This is a genomic window from Streptomyces sp. NPDC031418, assembly GCF_055581605.1.
This window is the reverse complement of record NZ_JBVIJC010000002.1, coordinates 239807-255334: the sequence shown is the minus strand read 5'-3', so window position 1 is coordinate 255334 and position 15528 is coordinate 239807. Positions and strand designations below refer to the sequence as shown.

The window sequence follows — 15528 nt, the reverse complement described above, 5'->3', positions numbered from 1 at the left end:
CCCGGGGCGGGTCACTCCCCCGCGTTCTCCAGCTTCTGGCCCTTCAGCAGGAACCAGGACACCGCCGCCGTGGCGAGCAGCACCGCCGCTCCGAGGCCCGAGGCCAGGTGGAGGCCGTGGACGAAGGAGTCGCGGGCCGCGGTCAGCAGCGATGCCGCGGCCTGCGGGGGCAGGTGGTCCGCCGCCTGCACCGCGGCGCCCAGTGACTCATGGGCCGCCGCCGGGGTGCCGGCCGGGCCCGTGAAGTCGCGGTAGACGCCGGTGACGACGGAGCCCAGCAGGGCGATGCCCAGGGCCGCACCGAGTTCGTAGGCCGTCTCGGAGACCGCGGATGCGGCGCCCGCCTGCTCCTTGGGCACGCTGGAGAGGATGACATCGGCGGTGACCGTGAAGGAGAAGCCCGCGCCGACGCCCACCACGAGCAGGGCGGCGCCCAGCACCGGGTAGCCGGTGGACTGCCCGAGGGTCGTCAGCGCGGCGAGGGCGGCACCGACGGCCGCCAGGCCCGCACTGACGACCGCGCGGACCGAGCAGCGCCGGGCCGCGCGGCCGGCGACCAGGCCGGCCGCCACCGCGCCGACGGCGGCGGGCAGTTCGGCGAGGCCGGCCTCGAACGGGTGCCTGCCCTGGACGAGTTGCAGGTACTGGGAGAGGAAGAACACCAGCCCGGACATGCCGAGCACGGTCAGCAGGTCGGCCAGCACCGCACCGCTGAACCCTCGGTTCCTGAACAGCCGCATGTCCAGCAGCGGGGCCGGCCGGGTGAGCTGGCGGTGGACGAAGCCGTAGAGCGCCGCCGCACCGAGCAGCGCCGCGCCGAGCACGGCCCAGGTGAACCCGTGGGTCGCGGCCTCCTTGACCGCGTACACCAGGGCGATCACACCGACCAGGGACAACAGGACGCCGGCCAGGTCCCAGGGGCCCGGGTTCGGGTTGCGGGACTCGGGGAGCGTGCGGATGCCGACCAGGACCAGGACCGCCATCACCGGCAGGTTGATCAGGAAGACCGAGCCCCACCAGAAGTGTTCGAGGAGGAAGCCACCCGCGATCGGGCCGACGGCCGTGCCGGCCGAGGCGGTCGCGCCCCAGATGCCGACGGCCAGGCTGCGCTCGTGCGGGTCGTGGAAGATGTTGCGGATCAGGGCGAGGGTGGCGGGCATCAGGGTCGCGCCCGCGACACCGAGCAGCGCCCGCGCCAGGATCATCAGTTCGGGTGTCGTCGCATAGGCGTTGAGGACGGAGACCGCGCCGAACGCCGTGGCGCCGACGAGCAGGATCCGCTTGCGGCCGATGCGGTCGCCGAGGCTGCCCATGGAGACCAGCAGACCGGCGATGACGAAGGAGTAGACGTCGCCGATCCACAGCAGCTGGGTGCCGGAGGGGTTGAGGTCTTCGCTGATGTAAGGGGTCGCCAGGCCGAGGACGGTGGCGTCGACGGCCACCAGCAGCACGGCCAGGACGAGGACGGACAGGGCGAGCCAGCGGCCCGGACGCCTCTCCGCCTCCGTCGCGCGCGCCGGCTGCAAGGTGCTGGTCATGATTCCTCTCTTCTTGCGCGTCTCTTCTTGTGCGTCGCACGCGGGTCTCTTCCGGCGTGCGTCGCCGCGTCACGCGTGCGTGCGCCGTGCGCCGCCGAGCAGCAGCTCGACGATCATGTAGCTGAAGTCCTTGGCGGCCACCCGGCCCTCGGCCACCGCCCAGGCGCCGGAGGCCAGCAGGCCGTACAGCGCCTCGGTGAGCCAGGCCGGGGTGAGGTCGATACGGAACTCGCCGCTCTCCTGGCCGCGCCGGAACAGGGCCGTGAGGCGCTCGTCGATGCGGGCCCAGCCCTGGTTCTGCTCCTCGCCCTCGAAGAGCTGGTTCTCGGTGTAGAGGAAGGCGAGCAGACCGGCCGCCGGTTCGATCGCCCGGACCAGGCGGTGCACGGCCTCGCCCGCCGGGCCGTCGTCCAGGCGGGCCGCGTCCAGCGCCGCCTCGCACTCCGCGATGCCGAGCGCCTCCAGCGCCCGCACGAGCGCGTCGCGCCCGGCGAAGTGGCGGTGCAGCGTGGCCCGGCTGATCCCGGCGGCCTTGGCGACCTCGTCCATGGTCGCGGTGGATTTACGGGTCAGCAGGGCGGCTGCGCTGCGCAGCACATGGTCACGATCCAGGGCCATGAGACAAGAGTAACCCACATGAGACATCTTTGTCTCACATCGGGCATGAGTGCATCACCGACCTGGCGGCCGGAGCGCGCGGGTGATCAGTGCCAGGGCAGCTGCGCGCGCCGCTCCCAGTAGGCGCGCGGGTCCTCGGCCAGTGTGGCGAGCCGGGTCAGCTGGTCGGCGTCGAGATCCACGGCGGGGGCGTGCAGGTTGGAGCCCAGCTGGGTGACGGTGGCCGCGCCGGAGAGGATCACCCCGGCCCACGGCTGGCGCAGGATCCAGGCGAGGGCCACGGCGTCACAGCCCAGCTCGGTCTCCTCGGCGACGGCCTTCAGGACGTCCGGGGCGTGCGGCGCGGCGAGCCGGCCGTTGGCCATGCCCTCCTTGACGATCACGGTGAGCCCGGCGTCGTGGGCCTCGGCGAGCGCGGGAGCGGCCGAGGTCTCCAGCACGTTGTAGGTGGACTGGACGGTACGGAAGAGGGGCTCGCCCTCCACCGTGACGGCGAGGGCGGCGCGGATCGCGTCCGCCTGGGCGGGGCCGCTGGTGGAGAAGCCGATGGTGAGGCCCTGGGCGGCGGCCTCGGCGAGCTTCGCGTGCAGGTCCTTGTCGGTGAGAGCCGGGCTGTCCGGGGTCACCGAGTGGATCTGGTACAGGTCGAGCCGGTCGCCGAGCAGGGCCTCGGTCTCCGCGCGCTGCCGCTCGTAGGTCGCCACGGTGTGGTCCTTGACCTCGTGCTGTGCGGCGTCGGTGGACCAGCCGGCGGTGTAGGTGTAGCCCCACTTGCTGCCGACGACCACGTCGTCGATGTCGGGGCGGGCGTTCAGCCAGTCGGCGAGGAACTCCTCGGAACGGCCGTAGGAACGGGCGACGTCGACATAGCGCACGCCCTGGGCGTAGGCGGCGTCGAGGAGGTCGTGGGTGCGGTCCCGGAGGGCGTCGACGCTGCGGTTCCCGCCGAGGTCCTCGTCGCGGCCGAGGTTGATGTAACCGGGGCGGCCGACGGCGGCCAGACCGAGGCCGATGTGGCAGGTCGGGGTCGTGGCGTGCGCGAGACGGGCGAAGGGCATCGCGGGCTCCGTTCGGTCGGCTCCGGTGGGACTTCCGACCAACGTAACCCGCGACGCCCTGTTGTGATCGCCCTACGGCCCGGGGTGTGCGCCGGTCCGGCGACCGCGTGGTGCGGCGGCCGGTCACGGCTCCCCGTGCCCCTTTCGGGGGCGGCGGACTCAGCCCTGCCGCTTGGCCTCGGCCCATGCGTGCTGGGCCGCCACGTCCGCCTTGGCCTCCGCCAGCTGGACGGCGACCGCGCTCGGTGCCGTACCGCCGCGTCCGCTCCGGGAGGCGAGGGCGCCCGGGACGTTGAGGACGGAGCGGACCTCCGGGGTGAGGTGCGGGGAGATCTTCGCGAACTGCTCGTCCGTGAGCTCGTCCAGCTCCTTGCCCTCGGCCTCGGCGACCTTGACGCACTCGCCGGCCACCTCGTGCGCGACCCGGAACGGCACGCCCTGCTTGACCAGCCACTCGGCGATGTCCGTGGCGAGCGAGAAGCCGGCCGGGGCCAGCTCCTCCATGCGCTCGCGGTGGATCGTGAGGGTGGCCATCATGCCGGTGAAGGCGGGCAGCAGCAGCTCCAGCTGGTCGCAGGCGTCGAAGACCGGCTCCTTGTCCTCCTGGAGGTCGCGGTTGTAGGCGAGCGGCATGGCCTTGAGGGTGGCCAGGAGCCCGGTCAGGTTGCCGATGAGACGGCCGGACTTGCCGCGCGCCAGCTCGGCGATGTCCGGGTTCTTCTTCTGCGGCATGATCGACGAGCCGGTGGAGAAGGCGTCGTGCAGGGTCACGAAGGAGAACTCCTTCGTGTTCCAGATGATGATCTCCTCGGCGATCCGGGAGAGGTTGACGCCGATCATCGCGGTGATGAAGAGGAACTCGGCGACGAAGTCACGGGAGGCCGTGCCGTCGATGGAGTTGCCCACGCTGCCGTGCTCGAAGCCGAGGTCCTGCGCGACCGCCTCCGGGTCCAGGCCGAGGGAGGAGCCGGCCAGGGCGCCGGAGCCGTAGGGGGAGACGGCGGTGCGCTCGTCCCACTGGCGCAGCCGCTCGGCGTCCCGGGCCAGGGGGTGGACATGGGCGAGGATGTGGTGGGCGAAGAGCACCGGCTGGGCGTGCTGGAGGTGGGTGCGGCCGGGCATCGCGACGTCCGGGTGGGCCTCGGCCAGGCCGATCAGCGCGTCCTGGAGGTCGGCGATCAGACCGGCGATCGTACGGGCGTGGTCCCGGAGGTACATCCGGAACAGGGTGGCCACCTGGTCGTTCCGCGACCGGCCCGCGCGCAGCTTGCCGCCCAGCTCGGGGCCGAGGCGCTCCAGCAGGCCGCGCTCCAGGGCGGTGTGCACGTCCTCGTCGGCGAGGGTGCCCGTGAACTCCCCGGACGCGACGTCGGCCTCCAGCTGGTCGAGGCCGGCGATCATCCGCTCCAGCTCGTCCGCGCTGAGGAGTCCGGCCTTGTGCAGCACGCGCGCGTGGGCGCGGGAACCGGCGATGTCGTACGGCGCGAGCCGCCAGTCGAAGTGGACGGACGCGGACAGCTTCGCCAGGGCCTCGGCGGGACCGTCGGCGAAACGGGCGCCCCAGAGCCGTACGTCACCGCTGTTGCTGCTCACTTGCTCTGCTCCTAGGGGATGTGATGGACGACCGTTGGCATGCATGAGTATGCAGAGGTCTGCATGATTCGTCAATCTCCGGGGTGCCCCCCATAGGGAACGAGCGGGCTTGAACATCGGCAACCGCTTTCTCGTACTTCCCGCCGAGCGCAGGCGCCGCGTTCGTCCGACGACGACACTCCCGACCCAAGTGAGGCACCCGTATGTCCAGGGCTCTTCCGAAGTACGACAAGCGTCGCGTGGCGGTCATCGGAGGCGCTGCCGCCGTCCTGTTGTCCGGGGCGGTGATCGCCGGTACGGCCCTCGCCGGGACGCCCGGTCAGAGCGGCGGCGCGGTGAACGCCCGCACCCTCGCGAGCCCCGGCACGATCAGCTGCCCCGACGTCGCCTCCCGGCTCCCCGCGATCCCCGCGTCCGCCAAGGCCGAGGTCGACCGCAACCTCACCCTCCTCCAGACCCAGATCCAGGAAGCCGACAAGCGCCTCCAGAACACCGTCGGCCAGGGCGGACCCCACTTCGTCGACAACGCCATCCTCGGACCCCTCAAGGACAAGCGGAACTCCACCATCGACCGCATCGCCCTCGCCATCGGCCGCACCACCACCAAACCCACCGGACTCAACACCCTGGCCGCCTGCACGCTGAACGCCGGCGGCGGCACGGCACCGGGCACGGACGCGGGCACCGCGCCGGGCCGGCAGTCCGGCAGCAACGCGGGCACGACGGCCGGCCGGAACACCGGGGCGGGCACGATCAGCTGCCCCGACGTCGCCTCCCGGCTCCCGGCCATCCCCGCGTCCGCCAAGGCCGAGGTCGACCGCAACCTCGCCCTCCTCCAGACCCAGATCCAGGAAGCCGACAAGCGCCTCCAGAACACCGTCGGCCAGGGCGGACCCCACTTCGTCGACAACGCCATCCTCGGACCCCTCAAGGACAAGCGGAACTCCACCATCGACCGCATCGCCCTCGCCATCGGCCGCACCACCACCAAACCCACCGGACTCAACACCCTGGCCGCCTGCACGCTCACCAAGTGAGCCGACGGACGTCCATCCCGGCCGGCGCCCTCGGCGGGCGCCGGCCGCAGGCCCCCGCAGCGACAATTCGTTAGACAGGCGAACTATTTCCGTCGATAATCACCGACCATGGGAAAGACCTATGAGCGCATAGACGGCAGACTCCGCACCTTCATCGAGGAGCAGCCCCTCTTCTTCACCGCGACCGCCCCGCTCGCCGGTGACGGCACGGTCAACCTCTCCCCCAAGGGCCTCAAGGGCTCCTTCGCCGTCATCGACGAACACACCGTCGCCTACCTGGACTTCGCCGGTTCCAACGCCGAGACCATCGCGCATCTGCGGGAGAACGGGCGGATCACCCTGATGTGGTGCGCCTTCCAGGGCCCGCCGAACATCGTCCGCGTGCACGGCCGGGGCGAGCCGGTCTTCCGCGACGACCCGCGCTTCCCCGAGCTGCTCACCCACTTCCCGGACATCGACCCGACCCCGCACGGCCTGCGGGCCGTCATCGTCGTGCACGCCGAACTGGTCCGTGACACCTGCGGATACGCCGTCCCCCACATGGCGTACGAGGAGGACCGCGACCTGCACAGCAAGCGGTTCGCGCGCGAGGACGACGCCTCGCTGAGCGCGTACTTCGAGAAGAAGGAGCACGTGGCGACGAGCCTGGACGGACTACCCGGGCTGCCGCTCCCACTGCCCCCGTCTACCGTCTGAACCATGCACCCCGGTGTCCTCCTCGCCCTGGCATCCACCGCCTGGCTGGCCCTGCCGGGCACCCCACCGGCTCCCGGCCCGGTGCCGCTGCCCGCGCGGATGGCGGACCCGGGCGGCGGCAGCCAGCTGATCACCGCCGAGGCGCCGGACACCGACTCCACCACCGGCACGCTGACCTGGTGGGACCTGCTCGACGGCCGCTGGACCGAAACCGGCTCGGCACCGGCGCGGTTCGGCGCGCACGGCCTCGTCGCGGGCACCACCCGCGTCCAGGGCACGAAAACCACCCCGACCGGGCTGTACGGCCTCCCCTTCGCCTTCGGCATCCAGCCGGCGCCGGCCGGCACCCGCACCGGCTACCGCGCGGTGCGGGACGGTTCCTGGTGGTGCGAGGACAACGACTCGGCGTCGTACAACCGCTGGACCGACCCGCTGCCGGCCGACTGCCGCGCCTCGGAGTCCGAGCACCTGGTCTCCTACGGCACCCAGTACGCGTACGGCCTGGTCATCGGCTTCAACTACGACCACCCGGTGCGCGGGCGCGGCGCCGGAATCTTCCTGCACGTCAACGGCGCTGCCGCCACGGCGGGTTGCGTGTCGGTGCCCGAGGAGGACATGCGGCGAATCCTGCGCTGGGCCGACCCCGCGCGCGCACCGCACATCGCCATCGGCACGACGGGCGGGGCGACCGCGATCACCCGTTACTGAGAGCCGCCCGCACTGTCAGTGGGCGGTGCCATGATGTCCTGCGGGGAGGCCACATGGAACGAGCCCGCAGGGCGCTGCTGATCGGGATCGGGCAGGCAACCGCCACCGAAGGACTGCTGGAACCGCTGGACGAGGCCGTCACGGCCGATCTGCGGCTGCTGGCCTCGGTGCTGGACGGGGCCGGGTACGAGGTGGACGTCCTGCGCGACGCGGACCTCAGCCTGATCCGCACCCGCCTGTACGAGACGGCGAGCGACATGCCGGCCGACGGCACCCTGCTGGTGTACTTCACCGGACACGGCGTCCGGGCCGGCGGCACCGACTACCTGGTCCCGGCCGACGCGCGGCCGCCACGGGAGGGCGGCTGGCGGGAGCCGTACCTGGGTTCGCTGCTGGACGCGAACATCAGCCCGCTGCTGGCCGAGTGCAAGGCCGGCACGGTGCTCTGGCTGATCGACGCGTGCCGCACGGAACTCGGCGACGACGCCGTGCCGTTCGGCAACGCCATCCTCAAGGGCCCGCCGAGCGGCGGCTTCGCCGTACTCACCGCCTGCTCGGCCGGCGAGCGCAGCGGCTACACGGCCGAGGGCAGCTTCTTCACCCGTGGACTGGCGGACGCGCTCGGCCCGTTGACCCCCGCCCGGACCGTCGCGGAGGTCTTCGAGCTGGCCCGGGCGCGCACGGCCGCCACGGCACGCCGGCACGGGCTGACCCAGACGGCCCGGATCGACTACGGCACCCACGCCAGGGAGGTGACCGAAAAGACGGAGATCTGCGAGGGCCGGCCGCTGCTGGAGACCTGGCTGGGGGCGGTGCGCGGGACACCGCTGTGGGAGCGGGTGCGCCCCGAGGACCAGGCCTCGGTGCCCGGCTTCACCGAGTGCCTGGCCGCCTTCGTCGAGCGGTGCGCCCGCACCCTGCATCTGGCGCAGGGCCGGCTGCCGCGCCCCGACCCCTGGTCCGACGAGGACTTCCCGGTCCGCCTGGTCACCCGGCGGCTGCCCCAGGTGCTGCCCGAGGACCGGCCGCTGTCCGCCGTCGAGGCGGCGTTCCTGGTCGCGGCGCCGTTCCTGCGGGAGGCCGCCTGGGCCGACCGGCTGAGCCAGGCCGCCGAGATCGATCCGTACCACCCCGACCGGCAGCCGGGTGCGGACGCCCACCGCAGACACTTCGAGCAGGTCGGCGACCAGCACGCGCGGATCGTACGCAAAGCGGCCCAGTGCCGGGCCCGCGACCGCACGGAGGACGAGACCGCCGTCGTCATGTGGCTGGTGCACCGCTGGATCACCGACCGGTTCGAGACCGACGACGAGCCCGTACCGGCGAGCCCGGCCCAGAAGCTGGTCGCGGCGCTCGGCGTACCGCCCGACCGGGTGCACGAGGTGGCGGAGCTGCTGTGCGGGGCGGCCTCTGCCCTCGGCCTGGACGAGCCGCCCGAGCGGCTGTCCGGGCGGCTGCCCGGCAAGGTGGTGCTGCCCGGCGGCCCGCAACCGCTGCGCGTCCGCCCGCTGGCCGCACTGCTACGGCTCGCGGCGGTCCTCTCGGTGGACGTACGGACCTTCCCCGAGGTCGTCGCGGAACATCTCGCCGTGACCGACCCGGTCCTGCCGCAGCAGGTCGTCGCCATCGCCCACGGCCTGAGCTGGGAGCGCGAGGGCCCGGCACTCCACCTGGACGCCCCCTGCCCGCACCAGGCGGTGCACGCCGCCCTCGCCGAGGTCGCCGAGGAGGCGGACCAGCTCGTCGCACAGCTCCTGGACCGGGCCGCCGACCTGCCGGGCGCGGAGACGGAACTGCTCGCGGCCGTACCGCAGCGGGTCACCGCACGCGAGCTGCGCCCGGCCCGCACCGGCGGCGCGGACGAGCCGTACGACGTGCCGCTGCTGCGGTTCCACCTCTCCCAGTCCGAGGTGCGGGAACTGCTGATGGGCGAGCAGCTGTACGGCGGAGATCCGACCCTCGCGCTGCGGGAGCTGTACCAGAACGCGATGGACGCCTGCCGGTACCGGGCGATGCGGTGGACGTATCTGCGCGGGCGCGGGGCGCGGCCCGCCGACTGGAGCGGGCGGATCACCTTCACCCAGGGCGAGGACGAGCGCGGCCGGTACGTCGAGTGCCGGGACAACGGCGTGGGCATGAGCGCGGAGCTGCTCACCCACACGTTCACCCGGGCCGGCAGCCGCTTCGAGCGGTCCAAGGCGTTCCGCCGGGAGCAGTCGCGCTGGCTGCGGCACGACCGCAATCTCAGGCTGTATCCCAACAGCCGTTTCGGCATCGGCGTGTTCAGCTACTTCATGCTGGCCGACGAGATGACGATCGTGACCCGCCAGGTCAGCGCGGACGGCATCCCCGCCGAGCACGCCCTGCGCGTCGACATCCCCAGCAGTGCCAGCCTGTTCCGCATCCGCCGGCACACCGGCCCGGAGGACGGGCTGGCGGAAGGCGGCACCCGGGTACGGCTCTATCTCCGGGACGACGCGGTCGGCGCCGGGCTGTCGTGCACCCGGGTGCTGCGGGATCTGGTGCGGGTCGGCGAGTTCGCGCTGGAGGCGGTGGACGGTCAGGGGGCCGGACACCGTTGGGAGGCCGGGGAGTTGCAGGTCCCGGAGGCCCTGGCCGCCGTTCCGGATGTGCTGTGGTGGGTCGACGGTGAGGGGGCCGTCCTGTGCGACGGGATCGCGACCGATCAGAAGCCCTTCGGCTATGTGCTGAACCTGACCGGGCCGCACGCGGGAAGGCTCAGCGTCAGCCGGACGGAGTTGCAGGACTATGACCGGGAGTGGGCGGAGCGGCAGTTCCGGCGAGGGGCCGCGGCGTTGGCGCAGTGGCCTGGGCTGACGCTGAAATGGACGGCGGACCTGGAGGAGAAGAGCCTGCGCGTGGCCCAGGTGCTGGACGAGGAGTGGCGGGGGAAGGGCGTCACGGTGGCCGGGGAGGACGGCGAGGCGCTGTCACTGGACGAGGTGGGGTGGTTCCCCCATGACGAGCACGGCCTTCCCGACAGGGGTGGACGGATCCGGTCATGGCGCGATTCCGTGCTCAGCCGCCCTCACCTGCGTTACTACCCCGCATGGCCCCAAAGCCTCGCCGGCTACCCCGTACCTTCGCCCGGCGATGCAGGAGTCGCGGCCGGCGACTTCGATTCGTGGCACGATGTCGTCGTCCATGCTGCCCGAAACGGGCTTCCCCTGAGCGACCTGCTGTACCGCATGCGAAAGCTGCGGATCGTGGACCCGGACCTCTCACCGCCCCCCACCGACGGCAACGACGGACTCGCGTGGATCCCCTCCGAGCAGGACGCCGTCCTGGCCGACGCTCTTCGGGGCAGGTCCGCGAACTCACCCTTCGATTCCCTGCCCACCGCCGGCATAGGGAAGCGCATCGACGACCTCGGCGGCCTGGTTCTGGTCTCGGCGAAACTGAAGACGCCGCTGGGAGAACTCACCGAACGGCTGGCTCGCCTCAGTCCGCTCCATGGCCTGACCGTGCCGACGCCGCCGGACCATCATGCGCACCACATCTGCACCCAGGACGAGATCGCCGCTCTGTTCCTGGCCACGACGTTCCCGCCGTTTCGACGTGTGGCAGGCCCCGCCGACATCTTTGCCCGGTCCCGCAGACCCGGGGCTTCCAGGACACTCGACTATCTGGCGGGGTTCAGCTGGCTCGGTTGGACGCTCCCGTCACCGGCCGAGATGGCTCCCTGGCTGGAGCTGGACACCGACAGCTGCTCCATCGTGATGGACCGCGTCTCCCTGCTGCCGGACGGACGCTTCCGGCTGGACTGGTCCGCCACCATCTTCGCGGCCGGCTTCTTCGGTGTTTCCCTGGCCGAAGCCGAGCGTCGCGTAGCAGAGATCGCAAGCACACTCGGGCTGGTGCACGAACCCCGCTACGGCGACGGGCAGATGGACGGCACGGTGGTGCCCTCCCCCGATGACATCGAGATCTTCGAATACCTCCTGGCGGAGGGAGGCATCGGCCTTGAGAGCGGTCTCGATCTGAGAGACATCTACCTCTTCGATCTCTCGAAGGAGGAAATCATCGGCCTGCGCACCTTGGGTGTCTCTGTAGCCGAGGGCAGGATCGACAGCGACTCATGGGAGTCTCTGGATCTGCGCAGCCGGTACGCCTTGTCCGGCAACGACGCCGCCCATGAAGACTCCAATTACCCCGCCGCGATGCTGACCGCGACCGTGTTGGTCCACGCCGCCGCGCGCCTTCAGGAATCGCTGAGCTCAGTCTGGGGTCTCGCCGCCCAGCACGCCCCCTCCTTCGGTCTTCAGCTGCCGCCCCTCCCGCCGGCACTCGCCCACCACCGGCCCTCCGAGGACCTCTGCGACGCACTTGGCGCCGGCGACCGGAACCACGCGAATGCGGCTGCCTGCGAGTGGAGACCCCTGACCCCTTTGGCGCTGGCCCGTTACGCGCGGCGCTTCGCTCTCCAACCAATCACCGCATACGAGCAGTTGAGGGCTTACCGGCCCCTCGGCGCCCTCGTAGCACCCCTCACCGCACACGAACTGGCCGCGCTGCCCCCCGACGTGCCCGACGAGTGGGACATCGAGGCCCTCTCCCCCACCTACCGCGTCTCCGACCCCGACACCCCCTACACCCCCCTGGACCTCGTCAGCATCGCCGCCCGGCTCGGGGAGCCGGTCTCCGAGACCGTGCGCCGGATCACGCCGTATCTGCCCCTGCTGCCCGGCCGTACGGCGCTGCCCCCGGCCCCCGCCACGGACACCGTCCCCTGCTGGCAGGACCTCACGCTGCTCAGCCGGCACTTCGACGGCAGGCTCCCCGCCGTCGAGGGGACGGTGACCCGGCGCCATGTCGCGCTCGCCGCCGAGGCGACCCGGGAGAGCGTGGAGTGGATCAGGGACCGGCTGCTGCTGTACGCCGGGATGTTCGGTTTAAGCGTCCCCGAGACCGAGAATGAGGCGCTCGCAGATGACTGAACCCTCCCCGCCCGGCCACGACTTCGGGCTCGCCTACGCGGAGCGGGACATGGGGCTGGCCGCCGCCCCCTTCACCCGGACCCCCTCCCCCGACGGGCTCGGCATCGTGGTCGAGGGTGCATGTCCGCGCTGTCATGGGCGGACGTCGACGGAGTACCGGCACGGCGCGCCCGGCACCGGCACCAAGGGGTTGCGTTCCTGGCTGGGCGGTCGGCAGCCCGCGCCCGATCCGGATGCCGACGCCGGTCTCGTGACCCGGGAGACGCACTTCTGCGAGTGCGGGCATCCGCATCCGGACCTTCCGGAGAACGCGCCGTTCACCGGGTGTGGGGCGAGCTGGCGGATCGGGGCGGTGTGATGAGTGGGCAGTCCGCGCGGCGCTGGGCGCAGCTCGCCCGTGAGCTGGAGTTCTCCCAGCTGGCCGAGTTGCGGAGGCAGGCCGAGGGCTGGCGCAACGGGCTGACCGGGCTCACCGCGCTGCTGGCGGTACTGGTGACGCTCAAGGGGCGCGACGATCTGTCCCAGCTGCCCTCCGCCGCCCGGCTGGCGGCCACGCTGCTGCTGGGGGCCGCGTTCGTGCTGCTGTTCGCCGGCTCGGTGCTCGCGGTGCGCGCCGCGCACGGCCGGCCCGGGAGCCGGGTGCTGCTCGCCGGTCAGGCGCTGCGCCTGTGGACCGAGGCGGAGACGGTGCGGGTCACCGGGGCGCTGCGGCAGGCCTCGGTGTGTTGTGTGGCGGGGATCGTGCTGGTGAGCGGCGCGGTGGTGGTGGCCTGGACGACCACCGGGCCGGCGCCGGACCATCTGGTCCGGGTCACCACGACCACCGGCGAGCGGTGCGGGGAGTTCCTCGGGTCGGGGGCGGACGGGGTGGCGCTGCGGCCGGACGGGGAGAGCGGGCGGACCGTGCTGCCCGCGCGCACGGTCCTGTCGGTGACGCCGGTGCCGGAGTGTGGCGCAGGGGGCGGATGACGAGGCCGCCGGTACCGGGCGAGCTGCTCAGCCGGCCGGCCGGGGCAGTCGTACCGTGAACGTCGTGGAGCCCGGGTGGCTGTCCAGGTCCACGGTGCCGCCGTGCGCCTGTGTCACCGCCGCCACGATGGACAGGCCGAGACCCGCGCCGGAGCCCCCGGTGCCGGCGGGGCGGCGGTGTTCGGCGCGGGTGAAGCGCTCGAAGACACCGGGCTGGACGTCCTGCGGGACACCGGGGCCGTCGTCGTGGACGGAGAGGACGGCCGCGTCGTCCCAGGCTTCGAGGGTCACCGTGACCTTCGTACCGGCGGGTGTGTGGGTGCGGGCGTTGGCGAGCAGGTTGGCCAGCACCTGGTGCAGGCGGTGGGCGTCGCCGGTGACCGTGACCGGTTCCTCGGGGAGGTCCAGGGTCCAGCGGTGCCCGGGGCCCGCCGCGCGGGCGTCGGTGACCGCGTCCAGGACCAGGTGGGTGAGGTCGACCGGGCGGCGCTCCAGCGGGCGGCCCGCGTCGAGCCGGGCGAGCAGCAGCAGGTCGTCGACCATCAGGCCCATCCGGGCGGACTCGGCGCTGATGCGCTCCAGGGCGCGGGTGACCTCCGGGGGCACCGGGCCGGGGTGGAGCAGGGCCAGTTCGGCGTGGCCGCGGACGGAGGCGACCGGGGTGCGCAGCTCGTGGCTGGCGTCGGCGGCGAACCGGCGCAGCCGCTCCTCGCTGGCGTGCCGCTTGGTCAGGGCGTCCTCGACATGGCCGAGCATGCGGTCCAGGGCCGCGGCGACCTGGCCGACCTCGCTGTGCGGGTCGGCGTCCGGGGTGCGCGGCGGCAGGGTGACCTCGCCGCTGGCCAGCGGGAGCTCGCTGACCCGGGTGGCGGTGGCGGTGACCCGGCGCAGGGGGCGCAGGGACCAGCGGACCCAGTAGGCGCCGGCCACGCCGGTCACCACGAGCGCGAGGCCGAAGACGATCCCGGCGACCAGTTCCAGGCGGTGCACGGTGGCCTGGACCGGCTCCAGGGGGAGGCCGACGATCAGGACGTCGCCGTCCCGGCCGGTGGTGGCGATGACGCGGTAGTCGTCCAGGGAGGAGAGTTCGACGGTGTGCGGCCGGGCGTCGGCGGGGACCGCGGCCAGCCGCCGGGCGTCGGCCGCCGTGAGGTCGACGTTGAGGTCGGCGGAGGGGTCGCCGGAGCGGATCAGCCCCTTGTGGGTGACGGTTCCCCGCACCAGGCGGGCGCCGAAGGTGCCGGTGGCCATGCGCCGGGTGTCGGCGTGCTCGTCGCCGTCGTGGTCGTCGGGCTTTCCCGACGGCACCGTGCCCCCGTGTTCCAGGCTCTCCGGGAAGCGGGTGCCGACCTGGGTGAGCTGTTCGTCCAGGCGCTGGGTGAGGAAGCCGTTCAGCTCGACGACCGCGGCGAGGCCGACGGCGGCGCAGCTCACCGCGAGCAGCACCACCAGCCCGACGGTGAGCCGGGCGCGCAGGGTGCGGGGGCGGGGCAGCCGGCGGGCGCGGAGCAGGGCGGCGCGCACCCGGTTCACGGGGTCACCGTGACCGGTTTGAGGACGTAGCCCGCCCCGCGCACCGTGTGGATCATGGGCTCGCGGCCCGCGTCGATCTTCTTGCGCAGGTAGGAGATGTACAGCTCCACGACATGGGCCCGGCCGCCGAAGTCGTAGGACCAGACGCGGTCGAGGATCTGGGTCTTGCTGAGCACCCGGCGCGGGTTGCGCATCAGGAAGCGGAGGAGTTCGAACTCGGTCGGCGACAGCTCGATCAGCTCACCGGCGCGGGTGACCTCCCGGGCCTCCTCGTCCATGATCAGGTCGCCGACGACCAGCCGGGGGCCCTCCTCCTGCTGGCGGGCCATGCCGGCGCGGCGCAGCAGTCCGCGCAGCCGGGCGACGACCTCCTCCAGGCTGAAGGGCTTGGTGACATAGTCGTCGCCGCCCGCCGTGATGCCGGCGATACGGTCCTCGACGGCGTCCCGGGCGGTGAGGAAGAGCACGCACACGTCGGGTTTCACCTCGTGCAGCCGCCGCAGCACGGCGAAGCCGTCGGTGTCGGGGAGCATGACGTCGAGGACGACGGCGTCGGGCAGCAGCTCGCGGAAGGCGGCGAGGGCCGCGGTGCCGTCGGCGGCGGCGCGGACCTCCCAGCCCTCGTAGCGCAGGGCGCCGGTGAGGACCTCGGCGAGGTCGGGGTCGTCGTCGACGACGAGGACGCGCAGCGCGGTGCCGTCGGGGCGGGTGAGGGCCGGGCGGCCGGAACGGGTGGTGTTCATCGCGCTTACCAGCATCGCTCGTGCGCCGGGGCGGATCCCACCCCGTCCCCTCTGAGTTTTCTCTGAGTACCGCCCCC

Annotated in this window: 12 protein-coding genes; 6 read left to right on the top strand and 6 right to left on the bottom strand. The window is 72.5% G+C overall.

The features are described from left to right. Nucleotides 1–11 precede the first annotated feature (11 nt). The 4 genes from ACZ5CZ_RS03255 to argH all read right to left on the bottom strand — a co-directional run bounded on the left by ACZ5CZ_RS03255 (nt 12) and on the right by argH (nt 4807). On the bottom strand, nt 12–1538 hold the full coding sequence (locus tag ACZ5CZ_RS03255) for an MFS transporter (RefSeq protein ID WP_385844447.1): 1527 nt from the start codon (nt 1536–1538) through the stop codon (nt 12–14). A gap of 69 nt (nt 1539–1607) precedes the next feature. Further along, nucleotides 1608–2156 (bottom strand): TetR/AcrR family transcriptional regulator, encoded by a 549-nt coding sequence (locus tag ACZ5CZ_RS03250; protein WP_385844449.1) that lies wholly within the window; start codon nt 2154–2156, stop codon nt 1608–1610. A gap of 86 nt (nt 2157–2242) precedes the next feature. Beyond that, nucleotides 2243–3214, bottom strand: coding sequence for an aldo/keto reductase (locus tag ACZ5CZ_RS03245; RefSeq protein WP_468938715.1), 972 nt, complete (start codon nt 3212–3214; stop codon nt 2243–2245). Nucleotides 3215–3373: 159 nt separating this feature from the next. Further along, entirely contained in the window at nt 3374–4807 is a 1434-nt protein-coding gene (gene argH / locus ACZ5CZ_RS03240; RefSeq protein ID WP_468938712.1) for an argininosuccinate lyase, read from the bottom strand. 203 nt (nt 4808–5010) lie between these two features. Here argH and ACZ5CZ_RS03235 point away from each other — a divergent pair, with 203 nt between their 5' ends. The 6 genes from ACZ5CZ_RS03235 to ACZ5CZ_RS03210 all read left to right on the top strand — a co-directional run bounded on the left by ACZ5CZ_RS03235 (nt 5011) and on the right by ACZ5CZ_RS03210 (nt 13175). After that, on the top strand, nt 5011–5844 hold the full coding sequence (locus ACZ5CZ_RS03235; RefSeq protein ID WP_468938710.1) for a hypothetical protein: 834 nt from the start codon (nt 5011–5013) through the stop codon (nt 5842–5844). Nucleotides 5845–5952: 108 nt separating this feature from the next. Beyond that, on the top strand, nt 5953–6540 hold the full coding sequence (locus ACZ5CZ_RS03230; RefSeq protein ID WP_468938707.1) for a pyridoxamine 5'-phosphate oxidase family protein: 588 nt from the start codon (nt 5953–5955) through the stop codon (nt 6538–6540). A 3-nt stretch (nt 6541–6543) separates the two neighbouring features. Beyond that, entirely contained in the window at nt 6544–7248 is a 705-nt protein-coding gene (locus ACZ5CZ_RS03225) for a L,D-transpeptidase family protein (protein ID WP_468938705.1), read from the top strand. Between the two features lie 53 nt (nt 7249–7301). After that, nucleotides 7302–12206: an HD domain-containing protein gene (locus tag ACZ5CZ_RS03220; protein ID WP_468938702.1), complete on the top strand. Its 4905-nt coding sequence runs from the start codon at nt 7302–7304 to the stop codon at nt 12204–12206. After that, entirely contained in the window at nt 12199–12564 is a 366-nt protein-coding gene (locus ACZ5CZ_RS03215; protein ID WP_385844459.1) for a hypothetical protein, read from the top strand. The genes ACZ5CZ_RS03220 and ACZ5CZ_RS03215 overlap by 8 nt, the downstream gene beginning before the upstream one ends. Beyond that, complete coding sequence (locus tag ACZ5CZ_RS03210) at nt 12564–13175, top strand: hypothetical protein (protein WP_468938699.1); 612 nt, start codon at nt 12564–12566, stop codon at nt 13173–13175. Before ACZ5CZ_RS03215 ends, ACZ5CZ_RS03210 begins: the two co-directional genes overlap by 1 nt. A gap of 27 nt (nt 13176–13202) precedes the next feature. Here the strand turns inward: ACZ5CZ_RS03210 and ACZ5CZ_RS03205 are convergent, their stop codons facing one another. Together ACZ5CZ_RS03205 and ACZ5CZ_RS03200 are read right to left on the bottom strand one after the other, a co-directional pair. Beyond that, nucleotides 13203–14708 (bottom strand): sensor histidine kinase, encoded by a 1506-nt coding sequence (locus ACZ5CZ_RS03205; RefSeq protein WP_468938697.1) that lies wholly within the window; start codon nt 14706–14708, stop codon nt 13203–13205. After that, nucleotides 14705–15451, bottom strand: a complete 747-nt coding sequence (locus tag ACZ5CZ_RS03200) for a response regulator transcription factor (RefSeq protein WP_385844463.1) — start codon at nt 15449–15451, stop codon at nt 14705–14707. Before ACZ5CZ_RS03200 ends, ACZ5CZ_RS03205 begins: the two co-directional genes overlap by 4 nt. Nucleotides 15452–15528 lie beyond the last annotated feature (77 nt).

What these genes read in the sequence shown, in the direction of transcription:
- ACZ5CZ_RS03220 (WP_468938702.1), top strand. Translation starts at nt 7,302, where the DNA reads ATGGAACGAGCCCGCAGGGCGCTGCTGATCGGGATCGGGCAGGCAACC.
- ACZ5CZ_RS03245 (WP_468938715.1), bottom strand. Translation starts at nt 3,214, where the DNA reads ATGCCCTTCGCCCGTCTCGCGCACGCCACGACCCCGACCTGCCACATC.
- ACZ5CZ_RS03210 (WP_468938699.1), top strand. Translation starts at nt 12,564, where the DNA reads ATGAGTGGGCAGTCCGCGCGGCGCTGGGCGCAGCTCGCCCGTGAGCTG.
- ACZ5CZ_RS03235 (WP_468938710.1), top strand. Translation starts at nt 5,011, where the DNA reads ATGTCCAGGGCTCTTCCGAAGTACGACAAGCGTCGCGTGGCGGTCATC.
- ACZ5CZ_RS03230 (WP_468938707.1), top strand. Translation starts at nt 5,953, where the DNA reads ATGGGAAAGACCTATGAGCGCATAGACGGCAGACTCCGCACCTTCATC.
- ACZ5CZ_RS03255 (WP_385844447.1), bottom strand. Translation starts at nt 1,538, where the DNA reads ATGACCAGCACCTTGCAGCCGGCGCGCGCGACGGAGGCGGAGAGGCGT.
- ACZ5CZ_RS03250 (WP_385844449.1), bottom strand. Translation starts at nt 2,156, where the DNA reads ATGGCCCTGGATCGTGACCATGTGCTGCGCAGCGCAGCCGCCCTGCTG.
- ACZ5CZ_RS03200 (WP_385844463.1), bottom strand. Translation starts at nt 15,451, where the DNA reads ATGAACACCACCCGTTCCGGCCGCCCGGCCCTCACCCGCCCCGACGGC.
- ACZ5CZ_RS03215 (WP_385844459.1), top strand. Translation starts at nt 12,199, where the DNA reads ATGACTGAACCCTCCCCGCCCGGCCACGACTTCGGGCTCGCCTACGCG.
- ACZ5CZ_RS03225 (WP_468938705.1), top strand. Translation starts at nt 6,544, where the DNA reads ATGCACCCCGGTGTCCTCCTCGCCCTGGCATCCACCGCCTGGCTGGCC.